This is a genomic window from Oceanospirillum maris DSM 6286, from assembly GCF_000422865.1.
GTDB classification, from domain to species: Bacteria; Pseudomonadota; Gammaproteobacteria; order Pseudomonadales; family Halomonadaceae; genus Oceanospirillum; species Oceanospirillum maris.
The window spans coordinates 104,925-125,664 of the sequence record NZ_KE383938.1; the positions used below are offsets into that span (position 1 = coordinate 104,925).

Annotated in this window: 17 protein-coding genes and 1 pseudogene; 2 read left to right on the forward strand and 16 right to left on the reverse strand. The window is 46.9% G+C overall.

What is annotated here, in order from left to right:
- The 9 genes from G517_RS20815 to G517_RS0116410 form a co-directional block, all read right to left on the reverse strand.
- The coding region (locus G517_RS20815; protein ID WP_036591916.1) for a hypothetical protein at positions 1–491 on the reverse strand (491 nt) is incomplete at its 3' end.
- A 793-nt stretch (positions 492–1,284) separates the two neighbouring features.
- The gene (locus tag G517_RS19700; protein ID WP_157833210.1) at positions 1,285–2,001 is read right to left on the reverse strand and encodes a hypothetical protein; all 717 of its coding nucleotides are present in this window, start codon (positions 1,999–2,001) and stop codon (positions 1,285–1,287) included.
- Between the two features lie 86 nt (positions 2,002–2,087).
- Positions 2,088–3,272, reverse strand: a complete 1,185-nt coding sequence (locus G517_RS0116380) for an MFS transporter (RefSeq protein ID WP_036591918.1) — start codon at positions 3,270–3,272, stop codon at positions 2,088–2,090.
- Complete coding sequence (locus tag G517_RS0116385; RefSeq protein ID WP_028305297.1) at positions 3,272–5,059, reverse strand: ABC transporter ATP-binding protein; 1,788 nt, start codon at positions 5,057–5,059, stop codon at positions 3,272–3,274. The genes G517_RS0116380 and G517_RS0116385 overlap by 1 nt, the downstream gene beginning before the upstream one ends.
- On the reverse strand, positions 5,056–6,831 hold the full coding sequence (locus G517_RS19705; protein WP_036591920.1) for an ABC transporter ATP-binding protein: 1,776 nt from the start codon (positions 6,829–6,831) through the stop codon (positions 5,056–5,058). Before G517_RS19705 ends, G517_RS0116385 begins: the two co-directional genes overlap by 4 nt.
- A gap of 158 nt (positions 6,832–6,989) precedes the next feature.
- Positions 6,990–7,256, reverse strand: coding sequence for a putative antibiotic biosynthesis monooxygenase (locus G517_RS0116395; protein ID WP_102043395.1), 267 nt, complete (start codon positions 7,254–7,256; stop codon positions 6,990–6,992).
- Positions 7,237–8,478 carry an MFS transporter gene (locus G517_RS19710; RefSeq protein WP_051206523.1) on the reverse strand — a complete coding sequence of 414 codons (1,242 nt, stop codon included), beginning with the start codon at positions 8,476–8,478 and terminating at the stop codon, positions 7,237–7,239. Before G517_RS19710 ends, G517_RS0116395 begins: the two co-directional genes overlap by 20 nt.
- Positions 8,471–9,565 carry a class I SAM-dependent methyltransferase gene (locus tag G517_RS0116405; protein WP_028305299.1) on the reverse strand — a complete coding sequence of 365 codons (1,095 nt, stop codon included), beginning with the start codon at positions 9,563–9,565 and terminating at the stop codon, positions 8,471–8,473. Before G517_RS0116405 ends, G517_RS19710 begins: the two co-directional genes overlap by 8 nt.
- A gap of 12 nt (positions 9,566–9,577) precedes the next feature.
- Positions 9,578–11,602 (reverse strand): TonB-dependent receptor, encoded by a 2,025-nt coding sequence (locus G517_RS0116410; protein ID WP_028305300.1) that lies wholly within the window; start codon positions 11,600–11,602, stop codon positions 9,578–9,580.
- Positions 11,603–11,780: 178 nt separating this feature from the next.
- On the opposite strand from G517_RS0116410, the gene G517_RS0116415 reads away from it, so the two are divergent.
- Positions 11,781–12,728: a helix-turn-helix transcriptional regulator gene (locus G517_RS0116415; RefSeq protein ID WP_028305301.1), complete on the forward strand. Its 948-nt coding sequence runs from the start codon at positions 11,781–11,783 to the stop codon at positions 12,726–12,728.
- A gap of 273 nt (positions 12,729–13,001) precedes the next feature.
- On the opposite strand, the gene G517_RS0116420 is transcribed toward G517_RS0116415, so the two are convergent.
- On the reverse strand, positions 13,002–13,877 hold the full coding sequence (locus G517_RS0116420; protein WP_028305302.1) for a LysR family transcriptional regulator: 876 nt from the start codon (positions 13,875–13,877) through the stop codon (positions 13,002–13,004).
- 104 nt (positions 13,878–13,981) lie between these two features.
- On the opposite strand from G517_RS0116420, the gene G517_RS0116425 reads away from it, so the two are divergent.
- Positions 13,982–14,449 (forward strand): PaaI family thioesterase, encoded by a 468-nt coding sequence (locus G517_RS0116425; protein WP_211224317.1) that lies wholly within the window; start codon positions 13,982–13,984, stop codon positions 14,447–14,449.
- A 202-nt stretch (positions 14,450–14,651) separates the two neighbouring features.
- Here the strand turns inward: G517_RS0116425 and G517_RS20580 are convergent.
- From G517_RS20580 to G517_RS19720, 6 genes and pseudogenes are all read right to left on the reverse strand, one after another.
- Positions 14,652–14,818, reverse strand: a pseudogene (locus tag G517_RS20580) (Txe/YoeB family addiction module toxin); the annotation flags it as partial.
- Between the two features lie 89 nt (positions 14,819–14,907).
- Positions 14,908–15,417 carry a ClbS/DfsB family four-helix bundle protein gene (locus G517_RS0116430; protein ID WP_028305304.1) on the reverse strand — a complete coding sequence of 170 codons (510 nt, stop codon included), beginning with the start codon at positions 15,415–15,417 and terminating at the stop codon, positions 14,908–14,910.
- Positions 15,418–15,525: 108 nt separating this feature from the next.
- Positions 15,526–16,155 carry a type B chloramphenicol O-acetyltransferase gene (gene catB / locus G517_RS0116435; protein ID WP_028305305.1) on the reverse strand — a complete coding sequence of 210 codons (630 nt, stop codon included), beginning with the start codon at positions 16,153–16,155 and terminating at the stop codon, positions 15,526–15,528.
- Positions 16,156–16,233: 78 nt separating this feature from the next.
- On the reverse strand, positions 16,234–17,244 hold the full coding sequence (dmeF, locus tag G517_RS0116440; RefSeq protein ID WP_036591921.1) for a CDF family Co(II)/Ni(II) efflux transporter DmeF: 1,011 nt from the start codon (positions 17,242–17,244) through the stop codon (positions 16,234–16,236).
- Positions 17,241–18,509, reverse strand: coding sequence for an MFS transporter (locus G517_RS19715; RefSeq protein ID WP_051206524.1), 1,269 nt, complete (start codon positions 18,507–18,509; stop codon positions 17,241–17,243). Before G517_RS19715 ends, dmeF begins: the two co-directional genes overlap by 4 nt.
- Positions 18,499–20,682, reverse strand: a complete 2,184-nt coding sequence (locus G517_RS19720) for a TonB-dependent receptor (protein WP_036591922.1) — start codon at positions 20,680–20,682, stop codon at positions 18,499–18,501. Before G517_RS19720 ends, G517_RS19715 begins: the two co-directional genes overlap by 11 nt.
- Between the last annotated feature and the right edge of the window lie 58 nt (positions 20,683–20,740).

Here is a 20,740-nt window from a genome sequence, read left to right on the forward strand (position 1 = left end):
TTCGCTACAGTAGCCCCGGTAACTGGTGAGGTATTTGCCACAGCAGCGATGAGCTTCATGGCATTGATTGCACCCCCTCGACTCTCGTTAAATTCTCTGCCGGCATATGTGGGAAGCTGTTTTTGATGATAATCCCACTGATTATATTTTGCGTCCTGATTTATCCCTTTTCCATCGGGACCAAACTCTACAGAGCCAGATATATATCCGAAATTGACTTGGTCGTAAGTCAGAAGTTTTGCGTCAATAAGCCCTCTGTAAAGAGTGAGCATATCATTGCTGCTGGCATCTTTAACATTGACATCTTTTACGATCTCTTTAAATTTGTCGTAGTCTTTCTGGCTGAGAGTCCCGCCGAGTATGCCTTCGGGGCTGGTTTCCTTGCCCACTTTGACTGTGAAACCTTCGTATTGCTTAGGGTCAAGCAACGAACGGTTCATATTGGCCGAGATGTTGCTCAGCGCGTTAGATAATGGGTTAATGGATGGCATTCTTACGGTTCCTTTATTGATTATGAAATGTCATAAGAACTGGAGAGCTATTAGCTCCCCAGTCGTCCTTTGACTATCAGGTGCCAGGAATTGTGAACAGTGGCATACGACCTTCCATGCGCCAAGTGCGCACTTCGCTCGTGCCGGTATTGACAATGCTATAACGATACTTGCCGGTTGACTGGGAGCGCCTGGGAATAGACCGCCACCAATTAACTGGTTTACAAAAGTTGTGCTAAAAACACAAGTTTTACTACCCATGGTGTAGCGCACAATTGCCGCGTTAACATCAGGGCTCATATTGTTCTGTACACTGTACGAATCCGAATTATTGGGATTAACCTTTAACCTTAGTAGCTGGTTTAGGGCTGGCATAGGCATAGGTCATAACTTCGTTATTAGTTACAATCTTGTAAACTGCCTCTTGATTGCCTAGGTTTTTAAAAGTGACTTGTACTGGTGCCCTGCAAAGGCAGCACCAGCGGTAAACATCGTAGCAGTGGCAAGCGCAACAGACAGCATAGTTTGTTTGATTTTCATATACGACTTCCTTCTATCGTTTTAACAAGATAACTAGGCAAGTTTTACAAGTAAGCCCAGCATGGCAGCACTTCATTGTGCTACCCAATGAATTATCGACCTCACAAAACAGAACTTTAAAAGTAACTAATATACTTGTTGTACGGCTTAGGTTTTTGTGATTTTTATTTAAGCGGCTACTAAATTAACTCTTGATTTGTTCCTTATTTATGGGATGAGTCGATAAAGTTAAGCAGTATGCTTTTAACAACACCTATGCCTGTTTATTACTTTCCAGTCGTTTGTTCAACACTTCTAACAAAGATTCCAGTTCTTTTTTGTGCTGAGATGGCTCATTGCTGTCTGCGGCTTGTATCAAAGCTTGCAACTGCATGTCGTAACCCTTTGGGAGTTGTGCTTCTTCAATGGCTGGCAGTGACTTGTAATAATCCAGCACTTCCTGATGGCTTTCTGACGAGGTTTTATGAGTGCGGTTGTATTCGTCCATCATCTTAGCGACCATAGCACGACTCCATTCTTCATGCTGTCTGTAAGACTCTTCCCACGCTGCACGCCGTTCATTAACGGTGAAGGTACCGCTTTCATCGTAGGTGATTAATGCCAGTTGATCTCGCGACAAGCCTGTAAATGGGTTACCACCCTTGTTATTCCCATAGTCGGTCGCTTGTTTTGCCAGAGCAAGCCGCTGCGGATCCTCTGAGTTTGGTACTTCAGCATCATGGGCATCCCTGTTGTTCCAAAAATTATCACCAAATATCTTATCAAGGGCAGACTCTGCAATAGCAGCTAAGCCGTCGCGGTCGGTGTTAGCATCACGAACAGCAGCCTGAGTCGCCACGCCACCTAATAGACGTGAAAGCAAGGAAACCTCTGTTCTACTGACTTGTGTATCAATTAAAGCGGCACCTTTCACTGATGACGTAACACCCGATTGGCTAGCTGCGCTTTGATTGTTAGCTTGCGATGTCAAGTTTTACAAGTAAACCCAGCATGGCTGGGCTTCATTGTGCAGCCCGAATGAATTATCGACTTAAAAAGAGGGAACTTTAGCAATGGTTAATATTCAATTTGTTGGCTGGGCCGGTACACGGCAAAGCCTATACTCAGCAGCAATAACAAAGCAGCGGCGATCAGATAAGGCAAGATGGGGTTCATTTCATAAAACAAAGTGCAGATCAGGGGCATCACGACCATCGCTACCCCTTGCACTGCGGCCAGTGTTCCTGCTGCTGCGCCCTGTTCGTGTTGCTCAACACTGTTGGCCGTTAATGCCTGTACGGAAGGAAATACCAGACCAAGACCCGCCGCCATGATGCAATAGCTGACCAACAACCCTGCCTGACTGATCCACACCGTCGCTAACAAAAAGCCACCACAAGCCAATAATGCGCCCCACAAGAGCACCTTCAGGCTATTGACCTGTTTGGCCTTAGATAACACAACCTGCACCAGTATCAGGGTCATGCCCACACCCGTCATTGCTAAACCAGCCATTCTGGCAGCCTGCAAACCCTCCAGATGCAGACGATCCAGTGCGTAAAAGCCAACCGTCATCTGAGAAATAATCACACTGCCCATCGCCAGAAACATCGCCAGCAAGGGCAGGCGAATACGAGGATCTAAGAGCCTGACCCTTGAAGAAGACTGATTTTTAGCCGGTACTGAGGCTGGTAACCTCCATGCCAGCAGAAGTACCGCCAATAGTGGTAACACAGCAGCCAGATACAGGGGCGTCACCAGATCGGTATATTCTGCTAACAAGCCTGCTAACAAGGGGCCAAAAACCATGCCTAAAGCTCCTGACGCACCCAGTTTTGCCATGGCAGAACCCCGCTCATCCGGTGAGTGGGTGTCTGCAATTTGTGCCGCACAAACCGGCGGAATACCGGCAAAAAACACCCCCATCGATCCTCTGAACAGAAGCATCAACAGCAACAACACAAGCAAGGACAAAGGTGTCTTTAAAGCATAATCCAGCAACCCGGCCAGCATTAAATAGCTGACTGAAAAGCCAACACCCGCCAATAACAAAACCGGCTTTCGACCGAGGCGATCACTGCGCTTACCCCAAAACCGAGCTAATAACATCCAAAAAACACCGGAAACCGTGACAACAAGCCCGCCATGCCATTCCGCTAAGCTCAACGCTCTGATCAAAGGGCCAATGACCGGCACAAAAGCCATCATCGCGGTCATGCAAATCATGTTGAACAAGTGAATGCTTGTGGAGGATTTTTTCATCAGATCACACCTTGAGCGGAAGTAATGTGCCACTCTTTAATGCTTTGCTGCGCCTGCCACATCCGGGCATAACGCCCTTGGTTGGCAAGCAACTCCTGATGTTTACCACTTTCGGCCAATTCACCCTTATCAATCACCAGAATCTGATCAGCACCGGCGATGGTGGACAGCCTATGGGCGATAACAATAACAATACGTTCACGCACCAAGGTGTCGATAGCCGCCTGAACAGCCACTTCACTTTCCGTATCCAGTGCCGCAGTGGGTTCATCCAGAATCACAATGGGCGCATCCTTAAGTATCGCGCGGGCAATACTGATACGCTGGCGTTCACCGCCAGAGAGCCTGCCACCAATTTCACCCACAAGCGTCTGGTAACCCTCAGGCAAGCGGGTAATAAACTCATGGCAATGAGCGGCGCGGGCGGCGGCTTCCACCTCTTCATCAGAAGCATCGGGACGAGCCATACGAATATTGGCCAGAATGCTGTCGTCAAACAGATAAACATCCTGAAACACCACCGAAATCAGCTCGTTAAGCCGTTCCGGTTCAATAGCACGCAGATCCACACCACCGATGGTAATACGGCCTTTTTGTGGATCAGCATGGCGCATCAGCAGCCGTGTGATCGTGGTTTTACCGCTGCCCGAAGGCCCCACAAGCGCAGTAAGGCTACGTGCAGGAAGTTGAGCGTTAAGATTGCGCAGAATCTGTTTCTCAGTATTGGCATAAGCAAAGCTGATCTCTTCAAAGCGGATCTCAAAACCATCCGGTAACTGAGCCGGTGTTTGTTGTGGCAGAGGTTTGATGTTTGACAAGGCATCAATCTTACCCAGTGCCGCCTCCATAATATCAATCACCTTGGCGTAAATCACAAAGGTTGCCAGTGGCTCACTGAAGCGCACCACGATCACCAGCAAGGCAGCGAGCAAGGCAATATCCAGAGATCCCTGCACCACAAACAAAATACCGAGAAACACCACCAGCAGCACTGCCAGCTCCATCACCGTTGCTAAGATCAGGTTAGGCTTGGCTCCTTTCTTTTGGCCGATGGTCTGAATCTTTTCCAGGTGAGAGAAACTGTCTCTCAGGTGTTCTGCCTTTTCACCGGTGCAACAGGCTGCACGCAGCACAGGTAAACCTTGAGTGTATTCCAGAATATCGCTACTGGTGCGCTGATTAGCATCGGCCAGCATCTGCATGCCTCGCCCGAAGGAGGGACGACGCCAACGGTAGAGTGGAATCAGCAGGGGAAACACCAACAACAGAATCAGCCCCATGCGCCAGTCAAAATATAGCGCAGCCAGAGCAACCACTACCGGTGTGATCAGTGCATGAGCCATCATGGCAGCGACGGTCAGCAGATAATTCAGGTTTTCATCCACATTGCCCAGCAGGGTGGCATTAACCTCACCAGCCCGTTTATCCTGCAATAACTCTAAAGGGATACGGCGTAACTGCTCCCCCATCAGAGTACGCAGCTCATGGGTATTCGCCACCGTATACCCCAAATAATCAAACCCCTGAGCCCACCAGCGTATCGCCAAACTGGTCAGCATCAGCACCGACATTATCAGCAGCCAGGGCAAAGCCGCCTGCCAGTTTGCAGCGGGAATCAGGGTCTGAAAAAGAGGCATCAGGCAAGCCAGTGCCAATCCCTGCACAGCCGCAGCAACAGCCAGAGCAATCAGACTGGCCCGCAAGCGTGCTGACCGACTACGGGCACTGCGCATTAACTGCCGCCAGGTTTCCCGTAATGATGTAATTGGAGGTGTGTTTGTGCTCATGCTTGTTCTCCCGCCAGCACCCAGTCCTGAGCCTGTTCATAGTTATGCCACAGCCGGGCATAGACACCCTTCTGAGCCACCAACGCATCATGCTTACCTCGCTCCGCCAACTGCCCTTGGTCAAATACCAGAATCTGGTCAGCATCACGGATGGTCGACAAGCGATGCGCCACCATCAACACCGTCTTGCCCTGCATCAGGTTAGCCAGAGCCGCAACTAATGCCGCTTCGTTTTCCGGGTCGGCAAAGGCAGTTGCTTCATCCAATACCAGAATCGGCCGATTTTGCAGAATCGCCCGAGCAATGGTGATGCGCTGACGCTGACCACCGGAAAGAAAAATACCCCGCTCACCGGCCTGGGTGTCGTAACCCTGAGGTAACGCCATAATAAAATCGTGAGCCTGAGCCGCTTTAGCCGCCGCAATCACCTCATCCAGGGTGGCTTCCGGCAGGCCCAGTCGGATGTTATTGGCCAAAGAGTCAGCAAACAGAAAAGTATCCTGAAAAACAAAAGCTACCTGCTGCATCAGTGTCTCCGGCAGCATCTCGCGCACATCCACGTCGCCAATACGAATACTGCCATCCGTCACATCCCAGAAGCGCGGAATCAACCGTGCCACCGTGGTTTTACCGGCACCGGAAGGCCCCACCAAAGCAGTTACAGTGCCCGCTGGAACGTCAAAACTCACATCACGCAACACCAGAGGTCCACTTGGGGTATAACAAAAATTCACCTTCTCGAAGCGCACGTTTGCATCCTGAGGTGTTTTAGCCGCTGTTTCATCAGGTACAGGCAACTCGGGTTCAGCCATCACTTCATGGATGCGATGAATGCTCATCTGGGTTTTAGCCACCAGATGTTTCAGTGACATCAGCGGCAGCAATGATTCCGCCATGCCCGTACCCACCAGCAAAACCGCCAGCCAGACACCGGCATCCATGTTCTCCTGACTTATCAGCCAAGCTCCGACCCAGATCAAGGCGGCCAGTGTTGGCAAAGGACTCAGAATCAGCTGAGACAAACGGGATGAGACCCCCGCCATGCGATACCAGCGGGTGACAATGTCTCTGTAGGCTTCCAGCGCCCGCTGATAACGACCAAAGGTGACTGTTCCGGTATCAAAGGTGCGAACCACCGGCATGGCCTGTACATACTCCACCACGGCACGGCTTACATTCTCACCAGCTTCATTGTACTGACGCATCATCTCACCACTGTTGCGCATCGCCAGCGAGACAACCGCTACACCCAGCGCCAGCACGGCGGTAGCGACTAAGGCCAGATGCCAATCCAGCCACCATAACAGGGCAAAAGTCAGTATCGGCGAGACATAGGCCCGAGCATAGAGAGGCGTGCTGTCTGCAACAAACACATGCAGGGCTTTAACATCTTCCATCAGCACCTTAGTCAATGCCCCGGCACCAGTCTGCTGCACATAACCCAGCGGAAGCCGTGCCAGATGCTCAGACAACTGAGTACGCAGCCTTGTCTCTAGTCGAAAGGCCGCATAGTGAGATTGGTTAAAAGCCGTCAGCCGCAGCACATAGGCCAGTACCGTCAAAACAACCGCCAACAACAGAGGCAACCAAGGCCACTGATCGGGAGTCGCCAGCAACCGGTGCACCGCCCAGGCCAACATTGTTAAAGCCCCTAGCGTGAAAGCAGACGCTATACCCGCTAAACCCATAGCAAAGCGGATTTGTCCCCAAACGGGTCGCATAATCGACCAAACCTTGGGCAAGTCAGCGGATCTGGATAAAGAACCCGACATAAACACCTCTGATTCGTAAATGACAAAATATCAAATAAGATTATTTATCATTTACGACCGGCAAGATGCTCATAGCGGGAATTAAACTGACACAGGAAGGAAAAAAGCACCACTTTCCCCTTCGTTGCCTGGTGCCCACTTTTTTACTTCAAATAAGTTTATTCCCTCAGCCACAGGTGCAGCCTTTTATGCAGCCGACCCAATATAAAACTCATGATAGGCACGATGATAATAGTCATAATTAAGAGCCTAATGGGCTGTGGCAATTGAACGATATAAGGCATTAGCAGTGGAAAAAATATGTTAAGCAGTGGATAAATCGTCACCCAAACCAACAACATTAATTTCCATTTTTTAGGTGTTTTTAAAGCAATATTGCTCTCATCTTCTTGTTTTTCAACAATACTAATGTTTTCCACTTTCATTCTCCCTCTCTTTTTCTATCATCCAATACAATGACAAGACACACACTATCAAAGCCCCTAAAACCAACCCTAGATACATCCCTGAATAACCTAATGTGTCCAGCATGATGCCAGCGGATATGGGAACAAGCATTCTTGTTAAGGCAAATAAACTGGATTGCAGACCGTAATCACTGGCCGACAAGTCCTGACGGCTGTGAATCATAATTAAACCAAAGATCACCCCCGCAGACAGCCCTAACGCAATAGCAAGTCCCATCACAGCGAGGATTAAACGCCAATCCAACCACAGCATAGAAGCCGCCATATACATTCCAAGCAAAGCGAAAACATTCACAACCGAAAAGGCAAACAACGCACGATAAGGAGAAAACTTTTGTATATAAAAGCTGTAAATAAGGCCTGCTAAAGCAGCTACGATACCTGCAGCACTAGCAATCCATGCCACCTTATCTAAGGAAACACCCATGTCTAAGATAGAGGGTTTTAGATATAACCAAGCGGCGCCAATAAACGGAAAATACAGCATCAAGATAAGATTCCACATTTTCATGTTTGGGCGTTTAAAGTAGCCTTTCCACATGGCAAAGAAGGATACATTTTTTACCAAAGTGAGCTCTGCGGCTGAATCCTGAATAGGAGGAAAAGCCCGCCCTGCCAGCACTAAAAATATGCCCGCAAGAACCACGGCTAAAGCAAACAAATAGAAGGGCCAAGACCAACCTAATTTTGCGTAGACCAGCAGCATCAAACCGCCACCAATCACTGATGCAAGTGAGGTGACAGAAGAACGAATCACGCCGGTTTTCGAGCGTTCTTCTTCAGGCAAGCGCTCAATGGCTAAGGCGTTCACCGGAATATCCAGCCAAGAAACCACAAAGGAGGTGCATAAGGCCATAATGAATAAGGTTCTAAATGAGGTGGTCGCTAGGTCTAATGCAGCAAGCGCGAACAAGCAAAGCAGAAAAGCACCACCGAGTACTAAGCTCCACTTCATGTAATTAGCGCGTTTAAAACGAAATCTGTCTATGGGCGAAGCAAAGAGAAACTTGAAAATAACAGGCAAGCCCGACATTTGGAATAAGCCTATTTCTGTTCCGCTCCAACCTTGTTCTCGCATAACAAGCGGTAAACCAAGAAACAGATAAATTGATGTAGCGGCTAGGGCAAAGTTACACAAGCCAATCACAAAGTGCAGGTAAAAATAGGAGGATTTATGCATGGTTTTTCCTCCCTATATGCAGCCACACGGGTGCCATGGGAGAACAGGCGACCTCCTTTGAGGCTAAAACACTTATGCTGTTTTGATTAAGTATTTTGGAAATTTCTCCTTGTTTAGGTAGGTAATTTCCTTTCATTACCATAAATAAATAAAAGGGTAATACCCGTTCACAATGGTCTTTTTCAGGCGTCTGTTCCGCATGAAGAATTAATAAAATACCATTCGGTTTTAAGAGCGTTGAAATGCGTGCTATCGCCTCATCTGCGCTGTCTAGAAAATGCAATACGGAGGAACACCAAATCAAATCAAAGGCGCCTTCTGGTTGCGCAGTATTCAAATCGCCAGATTGAATCGATACACGATCTTGAAGCCCTGCAGCAAGAATATTGTCATTTGCCACTTTGGCGGTTTCTGGAAAGTCGAACACCACACCCGTTGCTTCAGGAAAGCGCTTCGCCAAGGCTAGCGCCGATAAGCCAGGGCCACCGCCTAAATCTAAAAAGTGCATCTGTTTAAACCTTTGCTCCGCCAGGAATACCCCGTCACCAGAGGCCATCAGGTAATCCATAATTTTATTAAGCATTGGAACTGTAACGGCTCGTTGCTCTTGGAAAATCTGAGCTTTGGCGGCATCAGCCCAAGCCACCGCCATATTAAGCGCCGATTCTGCATTATTTTCTTTTTTGGGCACTCGCTTTGGAGCATGCAATAACTTTTCAAATCCTGAGGTGAATGTTTGCAGGGTGTTCAGACGAAAGGCAACCGCCTGAGAACAATCTAATGATGAGCTTGGTACAAAATAGTTTTTCGCCATCTCGCTTGTTGAGTACAGCACTTCACCCGATGTTTCTTCTAGAAATTTCTCTAGGCAGCCCATACTCCATAATAAATCCAACCAAACTTCTGTATTTTTTACATTCAAAGGCGAATCAAAAGATTCATGATGTGCAACGCCTTCCGCGTTAGATCGCGACAATAATAAGTCAAACAAAGATTTAGAAAGCGCTATTTCTAGTGCCTTGATTTTTACTTGTCCGCCTGCCAAATCCCAAAATGGTTGTAGTTCATGATGATCTAATAATGTCATGGTTATTCTCCCTTAAAGATCCATCGTGAACTTGAAACCAAATTCTCTTGGTGGGCTGTACACAGTGACATAACCATTTTGGTAGCCAACAGCATCGTATTCGCGGTCTTCAATATTATTCACATAGGCAGAAGTCCTTATGTTATCTGTCATCGCATAACTACTTGATAGATTTATAATTTTATAACCTTCTTGCTCATACGTATTGGCCGCATTCAAATAAACTGATCCAGTGGCAACAAGACTCGCCGCAGCCGATAAACCATTACTACCGTCATAACGAAACGTTGCATGTCCATTTATCTCTGGCGCGAATAAGTTGGTATTTCCTGTGTAATTACTGCTGCCATCGACAAATTTATCAAAACGTGTTTTGTTCCAAGCCAGACCAGTTTCCATGCTCCAACTGTCGTTGAAGTTATAGGCAAGGGATGCTTCAACACCTTCTGACGTAGCTTCAGCGGCATTGGTCAAATAAATAACCCCCGCTGTCGGCATTTGCATCACCTGCATATTATCTATGTTCATATAGTAAGCCGACAGGCTGTAATCCAACTGCTGACTTAACAGCTTACCTTTCAAACCCAGCTCAAAACTTTGGTTTTTTTCAGGATCATAAGAAGAGTAATCTGCAGATGCAGTCACCATATTGAATCCACCAGCTCTCATACCTTCCGCATAAGTTGCGTAGGCCATGTGATCTGGATTAATAAGGTATTGAAGCGTTAATTGAGGTGTTAACTCTGTCCAGGTTTCAGACTTTTCATCGGAACTCGTTGGTGTAATCGTCACCTCATCACGAGAGCCACGAAGCCCTGCAATTAATCGAACATCAGAGCGCAATGGCACCGTCCAGTTGGTAAATAATGCATAAGAATTACCAGCCTGCCCGGCGTCTAATGTGGTTAAACCAAAATAATTTTTTGATGTAGTGCTGAGATCATGATCTTGTTTTTCAAGATAGGCCCCAACCAACCATTGAGAGTCACCAAGATTGCCTTCTAAACGGAACTCTTGGGATAAGGTTCGCAGGTGGTTATCCCGTCCAATATAAAGAATTTCAGCCGCACTAAAATCAGTGTCTTGTTGAACCTCATCTTGAAAATCGTTGTACGCCGTCACCGAATTAAACAGCAAGCCTGACGAGGTGCTATGAGTCGCATTAATCGAAAAGGTCTGGCCGACAGAGGTATTATAACTGTCGGTACCAGATGCAACGGTGGTGCGTTCAGTCGCGCTTGCGCTATTCCATAACATGGCACCATCATCATAGCTTTGGCGACGGTAGCGTACTACGATATCGGTACCTTCTGACATTAACCAGCGAACGCCAGCGCTTAGATTTTGGTGCTCTTTATCGTCCGCCTTTTTACCTGTTGTCCTATTGTCAATAAAACCATCTTGCTCGACAAACTCACCCGCTAAACTGGCATACAAGGTGTCTTCAATGAGAGTCTGGCTAGTAGAGGCTTGAACAACTTTTTTATTACGGCTACCAATCCCTAAGCCTAATCGGGTTTTGTCTTCACCGTCCAAGTCTTTACTAAAAACCGAAATCACGCCCACTTCCGCATTACGTCCATACACAGTGGATTGCGGCCCTCGTAAGATTTCAATTCTATCCACATCAACTAGGGTGCTTTCATAACCCTGCGCCGTTAATGTAGGAACACCATCAACCATCAATAATGTTGAGCTAGAAAGTGCATTGAAGTTAGCCGTTAACCCTCTTAATACAGGAGAGTTAATACCAGACTGTCCAAAAGGCTGAAAGCTCAGCCCTGCAAACTTGCCCTCCAACTGACTTAAACCGTAAATGTCTTCGTCTTGCAGCTGTTCGCCACCGTAAACATTTGCGTGCACTGGCGCGGTAGACAAGGTTTGTTCTTGCTTGTTTGCGGTAATGGTTAATTCCGGCAATAAAACACCATCATCGGCTGCACTTTTTTCTGTTTTTTCTTCAGCAAAAGCTGACGTAACAGTTAGAGCAAGGGCGCCAGCAAGAAGCGTAGCGTGTGAAAATAACGGTCTTATCATGGATCTTTTTCCTCTGCATAACTCTATCTTTACGAGATGGAAAAACATGATAGACTTTACTGAGATTGATTATCATTTGAATACTTATTCATTTCGTCAAAAAACATATTCAATACGGTTTTTAGGTGCGCAGTGGCAATAGTTGGCAACAATATTGGAAGATAGGAAGCAGAAAAACATGGCGTATCGAGTCAATAAAAATGCTTTTTTTACCGACGATAGCCTTAACAAGGGTTGGCAGAGATTGTCTATGTCAAAAGAGCTAGGAGAGTGTTATGTCGATCGCTTTGCCCTGGCACCGGGGTTGTCGATTGCCTATTCAAGTTACACACCAAACCGAGACATCATTGAAGAAAGCATTATTGAAAGAAGAGCTTCTACTTTCAGTTTAACCTATGGGTTAGAAGGCCTCTCATGCTATCGCTCCAAAAATTGCCTGAATGAAGATTTTGTTTTTTCTTCTAACCACACAACCTTGTCCACTTTTGGAAACAGTTCTGGTGAAAGGCTTTTTAAAGCCAATCAGAAAGTCAGCCAGCTGCGTATTTTAATCGATGGTCGTTTTTTTGAAGATTACGATGTTCCTTTTGAGTGCGATACTGAAAAAATACCCACACCACAACAACATTGGCACGCAAAAACAGCGAATCACACTCAATATTATATAAACAGGTTAATGACATTGATGATGAGTAGTCATACAGAAAGACCATTAGAAAAAAATATTTTAACGTTTAACCTACTCAGTGAGCAGCTTTCATTACTAGGGGAAAAATTCGATACAGAAGTAAAAAAATCATCTATCAGCCACCAAGATGAACTCAAAGTAATCAAGGCGAAATCCCTGATGATTCAATATATGAGCCAGCCGTTAACATTGGCGTATATTGGGAAACAAGTTGGATTAAGTGAAAGTAAATTGAAATTAGGCTTTAAAGCCGCTTATCAAACCAGCCCTTATAAAATGCTGCTGGAAATCCGCATGAATAAAGCATGGGAGCTCCTTGAAGCTGGTTACCAAGTTGCCCAAACAGCTTACGCAGTGGGCTATCAGCACCCTTCGAATTTTAGTACAACCTTTAACCGTTTCTTTGGCCAAGCACCTAAATCCTTGTCTAAAAAGTAAGGCTTTATGTGTACAAATTTCACTCGATGACACCTATATTTGCAGTTCGAGTGAACTGGCGGCTTTTTTTGCAGGGCCGGATAAAGAAAAACCAGCTAGATAAGGCCTTGATTAGGCAGCATTTTTCACCCACTCGAAAATATACGGCCACTCACCCCTCAACGGGAATGCACGACTGGATTAACACTCAAAATTCCACTAGTGCTTTAAATATAAATCAGAAGGCTGATTTTGGTCGGATAAATTATGGGGGCCCCGTTTGTAACAACACTTTTACGCTTTTCCAACAGCCTGCTCAATTGCACTCGTCAATGCTGAAATAACCCTCAAAGGTGTACCTACCTGCCATTGCAAGCCTATATTGCGCTCGATATTCAGCCCTGAAACTTCTACTGATATCAAACCAGGAGGAACCAGTTTTTCCGGAGCCAAGGTGAAGCTTTGGCTGTGCTTTACGAGTCGAAAAGCTAAGTCTTCGCGCTCAACCCTGCCTTGAACATTAAGTTTAACGCCCGCGCCTTTAAGTCGGGCCTGGCCTAATGGATCCAATTCACAGCGAGACCTATGTATAAAGGGGTATTTGGCTAAGTCTCGAATAGAAATTGTGCCTGCGGTCTTAATATAGGGGTGGTCTGGGTTTACAACAGCCACGAGCCGCTCTCGCCAAAGCAGCTTGGCATTAGGGGTCAAGTCACCCACATTATTCCAAACGATATCTAGTCGTTCCTGACTAAACCAACTGGTTACCTTTCTACTGGAACCCTCCCACCAATTAAGACTGACATTAGGTTCAGCCGCTTTGAATAGCAAGAGCGCATCCACAACCACGTCCTGCGGAAGAGTATCGATGACGCCCAATATTATTTTCACCTTCTCGGTTGACTGACCAGCAAATTCCTCTAGAGCAGACTCACACTGTTCTAGTATATTCAGAGCCCTTTGATAAAACCGCTGCCCTTTTAGAGTCAGACGTAACGGCCTATTTGATGGCCCACTACGATCAAATAATCCTCCCCCTAACTCTTCTTCTAGTGCTTTAAGACCTGCCGAGATTGTTGGTTGCGATATATGCAAACGCTCTGCTGCTTTAATAGCACTACCATAATCTACAACTGCTACTAAAAACCGTAAGTGCTGGGTTTTAAGCATAGAAAAAACCTATATCAAAATATAAAAATTATCGAATATACCAATAACATAGATATTGTTAAATTACAGTCATTATCTAAGACTAAGGAGTTCTTATGACTGTTATGCTTCCCACGTTAGAGTTTCTTAAAAAACAAATTGATGGCAGCTTGCCTACAGATGCAAAGACAGAAATGCTGTACCCAACGGCTATTTCCAAGCTGCTCGGCTTCCGTATCATCGCCGTAGATAACGCGCTGGCATCCCTGGCAATGAACACTGATCCAGCCATGCACGGTAATCAGCAAGGCACTGTCCACGGCGGATTACTCAGCGAACTTGCAGACGCCACCATCGGTACGGCCCACTCTACCGCTATTAAATCAGGTGAGTCTTTTACGAGTATTGATCTGCAAATTAAATTCTTCCGCCCTGTGTGGAAATCGACACTCATCGCTACAGCAAGTCCCATTCAGCTCGGACGCACCATTAGTCATTACCAGTGCGAAATACTCAGAGAGGACGGCAAGTTAGTAGCTATGGCTTCGGGCACCATCATGACACTTCGTGGGTCTCAGGTTATTGGGCGCTAAACCTCAATACAAGAAAGTGCTTTTTTTTCAAGGCTGGTATTTAAAAAAGCACTATTCACACCCAAAAATCATGATTTGAATAGATAAAGTAGGATCACTGGCTTTTTACATGCGTTGAACTCAGTTTTTTTCACTAAGCTATGGCAACTGTATATTGGCGTTACTTTATTGATTGTTAGCCACTAGATAGCTCTGTCTTGAATTAATAATGGTAACAACAAGAAATGATTGTAATTGCTTGGGTATCAACGGCATAAACAAGCCTATTGGTATCATCAATACGGCGGGGCCAAAAGCCAGATAAGTTTTCTTTTAGTGCTCTGGTTTGCCTATGCCCTCAAATGGAGAGTGCTTAATATCATTGATAACGCATATTGCACGGACTCTACGCATACAGCCTAAATCACTAAAATCAGCGCATAGTAAAATGCCACGCGTGCTGACTTACTCTTAAACTGCTATGTGAGTTCTCGATTAAAACGCCGGACTTTTGTACGCATATTTTTCATGGGTGATGACGTATTAAACTGAATCATGCGCCCCAAAGTCCATTGTTCATACCACGCAACACCATACAAATCATGGTCACTTAAGCTTGAAATGAGTAAAAGTATCTCGTTAACCGTAGACTCAAGCTCAATGAGTAAATCATCATATTTCCACTCACGATACTCTTCGTGGAAGCTTTCAGCGAGTGAGCCTAATTGGTTCCATTTATAACCAGTTTCTGGGAATTCTACAGGCTGGTTTTGAGATCTTAAGTGATGCCATTTAAGAACGAGTTTCCCCCAACCAATCAAGTAAGCCACCGTATCACTGACGCTAATGACTGTACCTTTGACGTTTCCCTCTATTCCAAGTTTGCGAGCTTTGCTTTCCGGAATTGAACGATAGTCAGCCATGAGTTTCGGAAATATTGAGCTTATGGCTAACTCCAATTCATCCTTATTTTTTGGTACAGAAGACATTTAGCCCACCCATTCACATAACGAGTCTATAGAAAAATCTCTGTAAAAAAATAATCTTTTTTTCTGCTAAAAGAAGGCGCAATTGTAATTACGTCATTACTGTGCCTGTTATATTCTGATCTCTCTTTTCCAATACCTATATAGTCCTTCAATGTCCGACGAACAAAGGTATTTCATACAATCTTTTAGCTTTAGCTCAGACCAAGTCCACCACTTCATCTCTAACAACATAGAAATCTCAGATTCTGAAAACCGAAACCTAATATGCTTCGCCGGATTAGAACCCACTACTTCATATGAAGCTACATCTTTGGTTACTACAGCACGGCCAGCAATAATCACACCGTCCCCAATTTTAACACCAGGCATAATCATGGCTTCGGAGCCAATCCACACATCATTTCCAATGACAGTGTCGCCGGAACGCTGGAAACCGTCTTCGGCACTCGCGAAGCTTTCATCATCTTGATAGAAAAACGGAAATGTGCTAATCCAGTCACTTCGATGTCCTTGGTTTCCAGCCATCATAAACACCGCACCAGAACCTATAGAGCAATAGCTACCGATTACCAGCTTATCAACATCACTTCTATCTGGGCTAAGGTAGCGCGCACAATCGTCGAAACTATGACCATGATAATAACCCGAGTAGTAGCTATGTTTACCAACAATTATATTTGGGTTCGTCACCTGTTCAATCAACGGAACACCCAAAAAAGGAGACTCAAAATAGTTCATAAATCCAACTTTATATCTAAGAAAATAGCGAGTTTTCTGTAGCTAAAACCAATTACTTAACAAACAAGTAATGACCTCTTAATCAGAAGTATTACAGGTTGGGCAGTAGTTGATTTCAATAATGGGATGATGCAGACCGTCGATGTCGCTAAGCAAGGCTTTGCAGCTATCCGGTGTAATGGCTGCATCATGTGTAACGAGGCTGGCGACCATGGTCCAGGCGCCTTGCCCGACTGACCAGAGGTGCAGATCCACGACCTTCACTCCATCCATACTGTCCAACTGATGATTGACCTTGTTCCTAAGTAAATCAGGCCCTTCCATGTCCAGCAGCACGCTGGCGGTTTGTTTCAGTAGACCTACGGCCCAGCGCAGAATCACAAAGGATGCAACCAGGGCGATGGCAGGGTCTAACCAGCTCCAGCCCCATAACCAGGCTGCCAGTAATCCAATAATCGCGGCAACCGATGTTACCGCATCAGCGATCACATGAACCAAAGCGGCTCTGAGGTTACTATCTTGCTGATGTGCGGGTTTATGATCGTGGTTGTGCCCGTGATGATGCGTGTGTTCATGGTTATGGCCATGATGGTGATGCTCATCTGCGCCTGCCAGAAGCCAGGCCGAGAACAGGTTAACCAGCAAGCCCAATACAGCAACCGTTGCGGCTTCTTTAATCATTAAGTCTTGTGGTGTAAGCAAACGATGAATCGACTCAACCACCAGCCAGACGGTTGTGACCGCCAGAAACAAAGCACTGGTCCAGGCAGAGAGATCAATAATCTTACCGCTACCCAAACTTAACCGGCGATCTTGGGCATAGCGCCGTGTCAGGTAATAAGCCAGGGTCGCCAGCCCTAACGCCAGGGCATGACCACCCATGTGAATGCCATCGGCCAATAACGCCATGGAGCCGGTCAGCCATCCGCCCATTATTTCTGCTAGCATGGTTGCCAGCGTTAGCAAAGTAACGAGCAGAGTGCGCCTTTCCGCTTTTTGTCTTTTGCCCTGACCAAAATCATGGGGGTGCAGATGCTCTCTAATCGTTTCGCAGGCATCTCCTGTATGGGAAGGTGTTTCCACGATCATGCGCATGGCTCCTCTTGTGTTTTTTCCGGATGAAAGTCAGTCATTGATGCATGATCGGCACCAGACGACTGAAATTTGAGTGATAAGAACAACCCTGTCAGGCCCAATATCAGAGCAAAAAGAATCACCCCACCATAACCTAACCAAGCGGCCAGCAACATGCTCATAGAAGCCATTAAATAGCTAAGTAACGCATTGATACCAAACTGCATGGCATAATCAGTTGACGGTGTCGCTTTTGATACATGATCCATCATCAGGGTCATCAGCACCGTTGTTACGGCGGTAAAAGCAAAATAAAACAGGCCAATGGCCAGCCCCACACTGAGTAGATCAGTATAGCCCAACACAGGTAATAGCAGCGACAGCAGGGCAGCGCACTGGAACAGTGCGGATGAGAGCAGCACCCTTCGCCGGGAATAACGATGTAACAGCCAACCCACCAGAACTGAAGCCAAAACCCCCACTAAGCTCCCGATCACATTCATCACCAGACCTATCTGCTCCATGCGCCAGCCGACATCCACTAACATCGGCGTCAAAAGGCCATAGGCCAGTCCTATACCTGCCGGAAAAATCAGCAGCAGCCGCAGCCAGCCACCATAATTAGGTTGTTTCCAGAAGATTTGTATATAACGAAAAACATTACCAACACCCTGAGCGACAGGCCGTGTATCCGGCTCCCGAAAGAAAAACAATAGCAATAAGCTAACACTGGTGCCTAAAGCCAAAAAATATAGACTGTTTTCCCATCCCAACCAAGGATAAAGCATCAGAACACCACCGCCCCCGAGCATATTACCAATCAGGCCACCGGCAGACTGAACGCCGTTACCCACTCCCCGCTCTGTCGGTAGCAACAGGCTACAGGATAAGCCATCGGCAGCAATATCCTGAGTCGCCGACAAAAAAGCCAGCAACATACAATAAAGAAAAAGGGTGGTAAAAGAGCCATCTAAGGGTTGCTGCGAAATAGCCAGCAACACCACAACCATCAGAGATTGCAGCAACAGCAGCCAGCTACGAAAATGCCCTTGACCAGGCAATTTCCAACGATCAATGATGGGTGCCCAAAGGAATTTGAATACCCAGAAAAGCCCCAGCAGATAAATGACACTTAAGCTTTCCAGGCTGTATCTCTGCTCCCGCATGATGGCAACCAAGGCGATCAGAAAGAAGCCCATCGCTACAAATTGAGTGATATAAAGACTAAACAACAACACCCAGTTATAGCGGGTCATTTCTGATGGCCGATCAGAAGGCATGGCTTACCCCCATTCCCAGCAAGCGACCTTCCCCCGGCGCGCCCAAAGTGGCATCCGGCCCACCTGACATCATGGATGGATAATAAAAACCGTACAGGTCGTACTCTTCATCCAACAGGTTACTGCCCCAGAGATAGACCTCAGTCTGCTTCACCGTCAGTGCAATGCGAGCATTAACCAGCTGGTACGAAGGCAGTTCAAGGTAGTTTTCCGGGCCGCTGAAACGGTCGCCCACATAACGCCAGGAAAGGTTGCTATTCAGATAAGCCCCTGAAAAACCAGACAACTTAACCGGATGCTGGTGATTCACTGCCACAGAGGTATTCCAGCGAGCGGCTTCAGGCACTCGGTGCCCTTTTTCAACACCGGAAGCACTGCCTGCTGCCACCCCAGTGATTTCTGCATCGGTGTAGGTCAGCGCAGCGTTCAGGCGTAATGACTCAAACATCTGCCATTGAACATCCAGCTCTACCCCTTGACTGCGGGTATCCAGATTCTCAACACCAACGGCAAAGGTAGTTGGGTCCCAGGTATAAAGGTGATCCTTTGATGTCTCCGTCAGAAACACCGCTGTATTAACCAGCAGATCCCCACCCAAAGCCTCGCCTTTCCAGCCCAGCTCCCAGGCATCGACACTGGCTGCCTTATAGGCTTCATCCTTTCCACCCGAAGCGATGTTACTGCCGTGGTCGCTCCAGCCCCCTGATTTATAACCCCGCGAATAAGATGCATAGAGGTTATTGTCCGCATTAAGCTGGTAGCCTAACGCCATGCGCCCCGTTGTATAATCATCGGTCAGCTTCTGTTTATCTGTGCGCACCAGCCCGGCATCAGGGTGGGTCGCATCCGCCTTCCAGTAATCCTCGTATTCTTTCTCATCCCAGGTATGGCGTAATCCTGTTGTCAGTGACAGCTGCTGCGTTAATGGGAACGTGGTCTCACCAAACAGGGCAAAACTGGATGCTTCAAAGTCTCGGTCAATCTCGGCGTTATAGGGATTGGATGGATAAAAGGTGTCGTTCAGTTCGCTGGTGGCCATGTTCCGGTCACTTTGAAAATAGTGCAAACCCGTCACCCAGAACACCTTATCACCAGGCAGCGATGACAGACGCAGCTCCTGATTAAAAGACTGCTCAGAAGTATCAATGGTTCTGTCAGCACTGGGCGGTGCCATACCGATCAGTTTTTCGTAGAGCAACTCTTCGTACATAGCGGTGACGGCCTGATCTTCTGAATCCACCAGACCCGTGATCGAGGTGAACTGCATACCATCCAGTTCGGTCTGAACATTCAATACCGCCTGACTGACATCCTTATCATCATCAATAAGACCTGGCTCAATTCCCATTGTAGGGGTTGATCCGTAAGGTCTGAGTACCATAGCTGCGGAATGATCACGCATTCGCTGATGTGAAAGGCTTAAGGTTGCTTCAGTAAAGTCTGTTGGCAACCACTTAAAAGTCCCTCTGGCAACTAGGGTTTCAGGTTCCGATAGCGGCTGATTGTCGTGAAGGTTCTCTACCGGATGCTCTGATCCCTGATAACGCAAAGCAAAACGGCTGGTCAGATTTTCATGCAAAGGCAAGGTTCCAGCACCTTCGACCAGAGTTTGATTATTTTCGCCATACTCAAGCCTTATGTCGGCTTCCGGCTCGAAGCCCGGCTGACGGGTGATGACCTGAACAACACCGGCTTCACTGTTTCTGCCAAACAGGGTTCCCTGCGGCCCTTTAAGCACTTCAACCCGTTCAAGGTCCAGCGTCGCCAGAGTTGAGTTGGCAACCGGCTGCGGCATACCATCCACATAAAGCACAACCGAGCTATCATCCCGGCTGGTTTTGTTCAAAGCGCCAACACCCCTGATTCGGATCGCCGTGTTGGATGTATCACCGTAAGACTGTAGATCAACACCTGGCGTCAGCCGAAGTGCATCTTCCAGGCTATTCATTCGTTGCTGAACCACCTGTTCCCGCCCGATCACATTGACCGTCAACGGAAGACGTTTTGCATCCTCTTCAACATGACGTGCTGTTACGGTAACGGCACCCAGTTGAGTGCTATTATCTTCTTCATCTGGGTTAACTTCTGCGTGTAGCTGTCCTCCTGGAGACAACGCCGCTAGAAAGAAAGCGACGGAAAGGGGACTCCGTAAAAAAGGGACTGTATAACTCATATACCCACCTCCTTGAAAAGATGAGAATATGTCTCATTTAGAGAATGATTATTGCCCC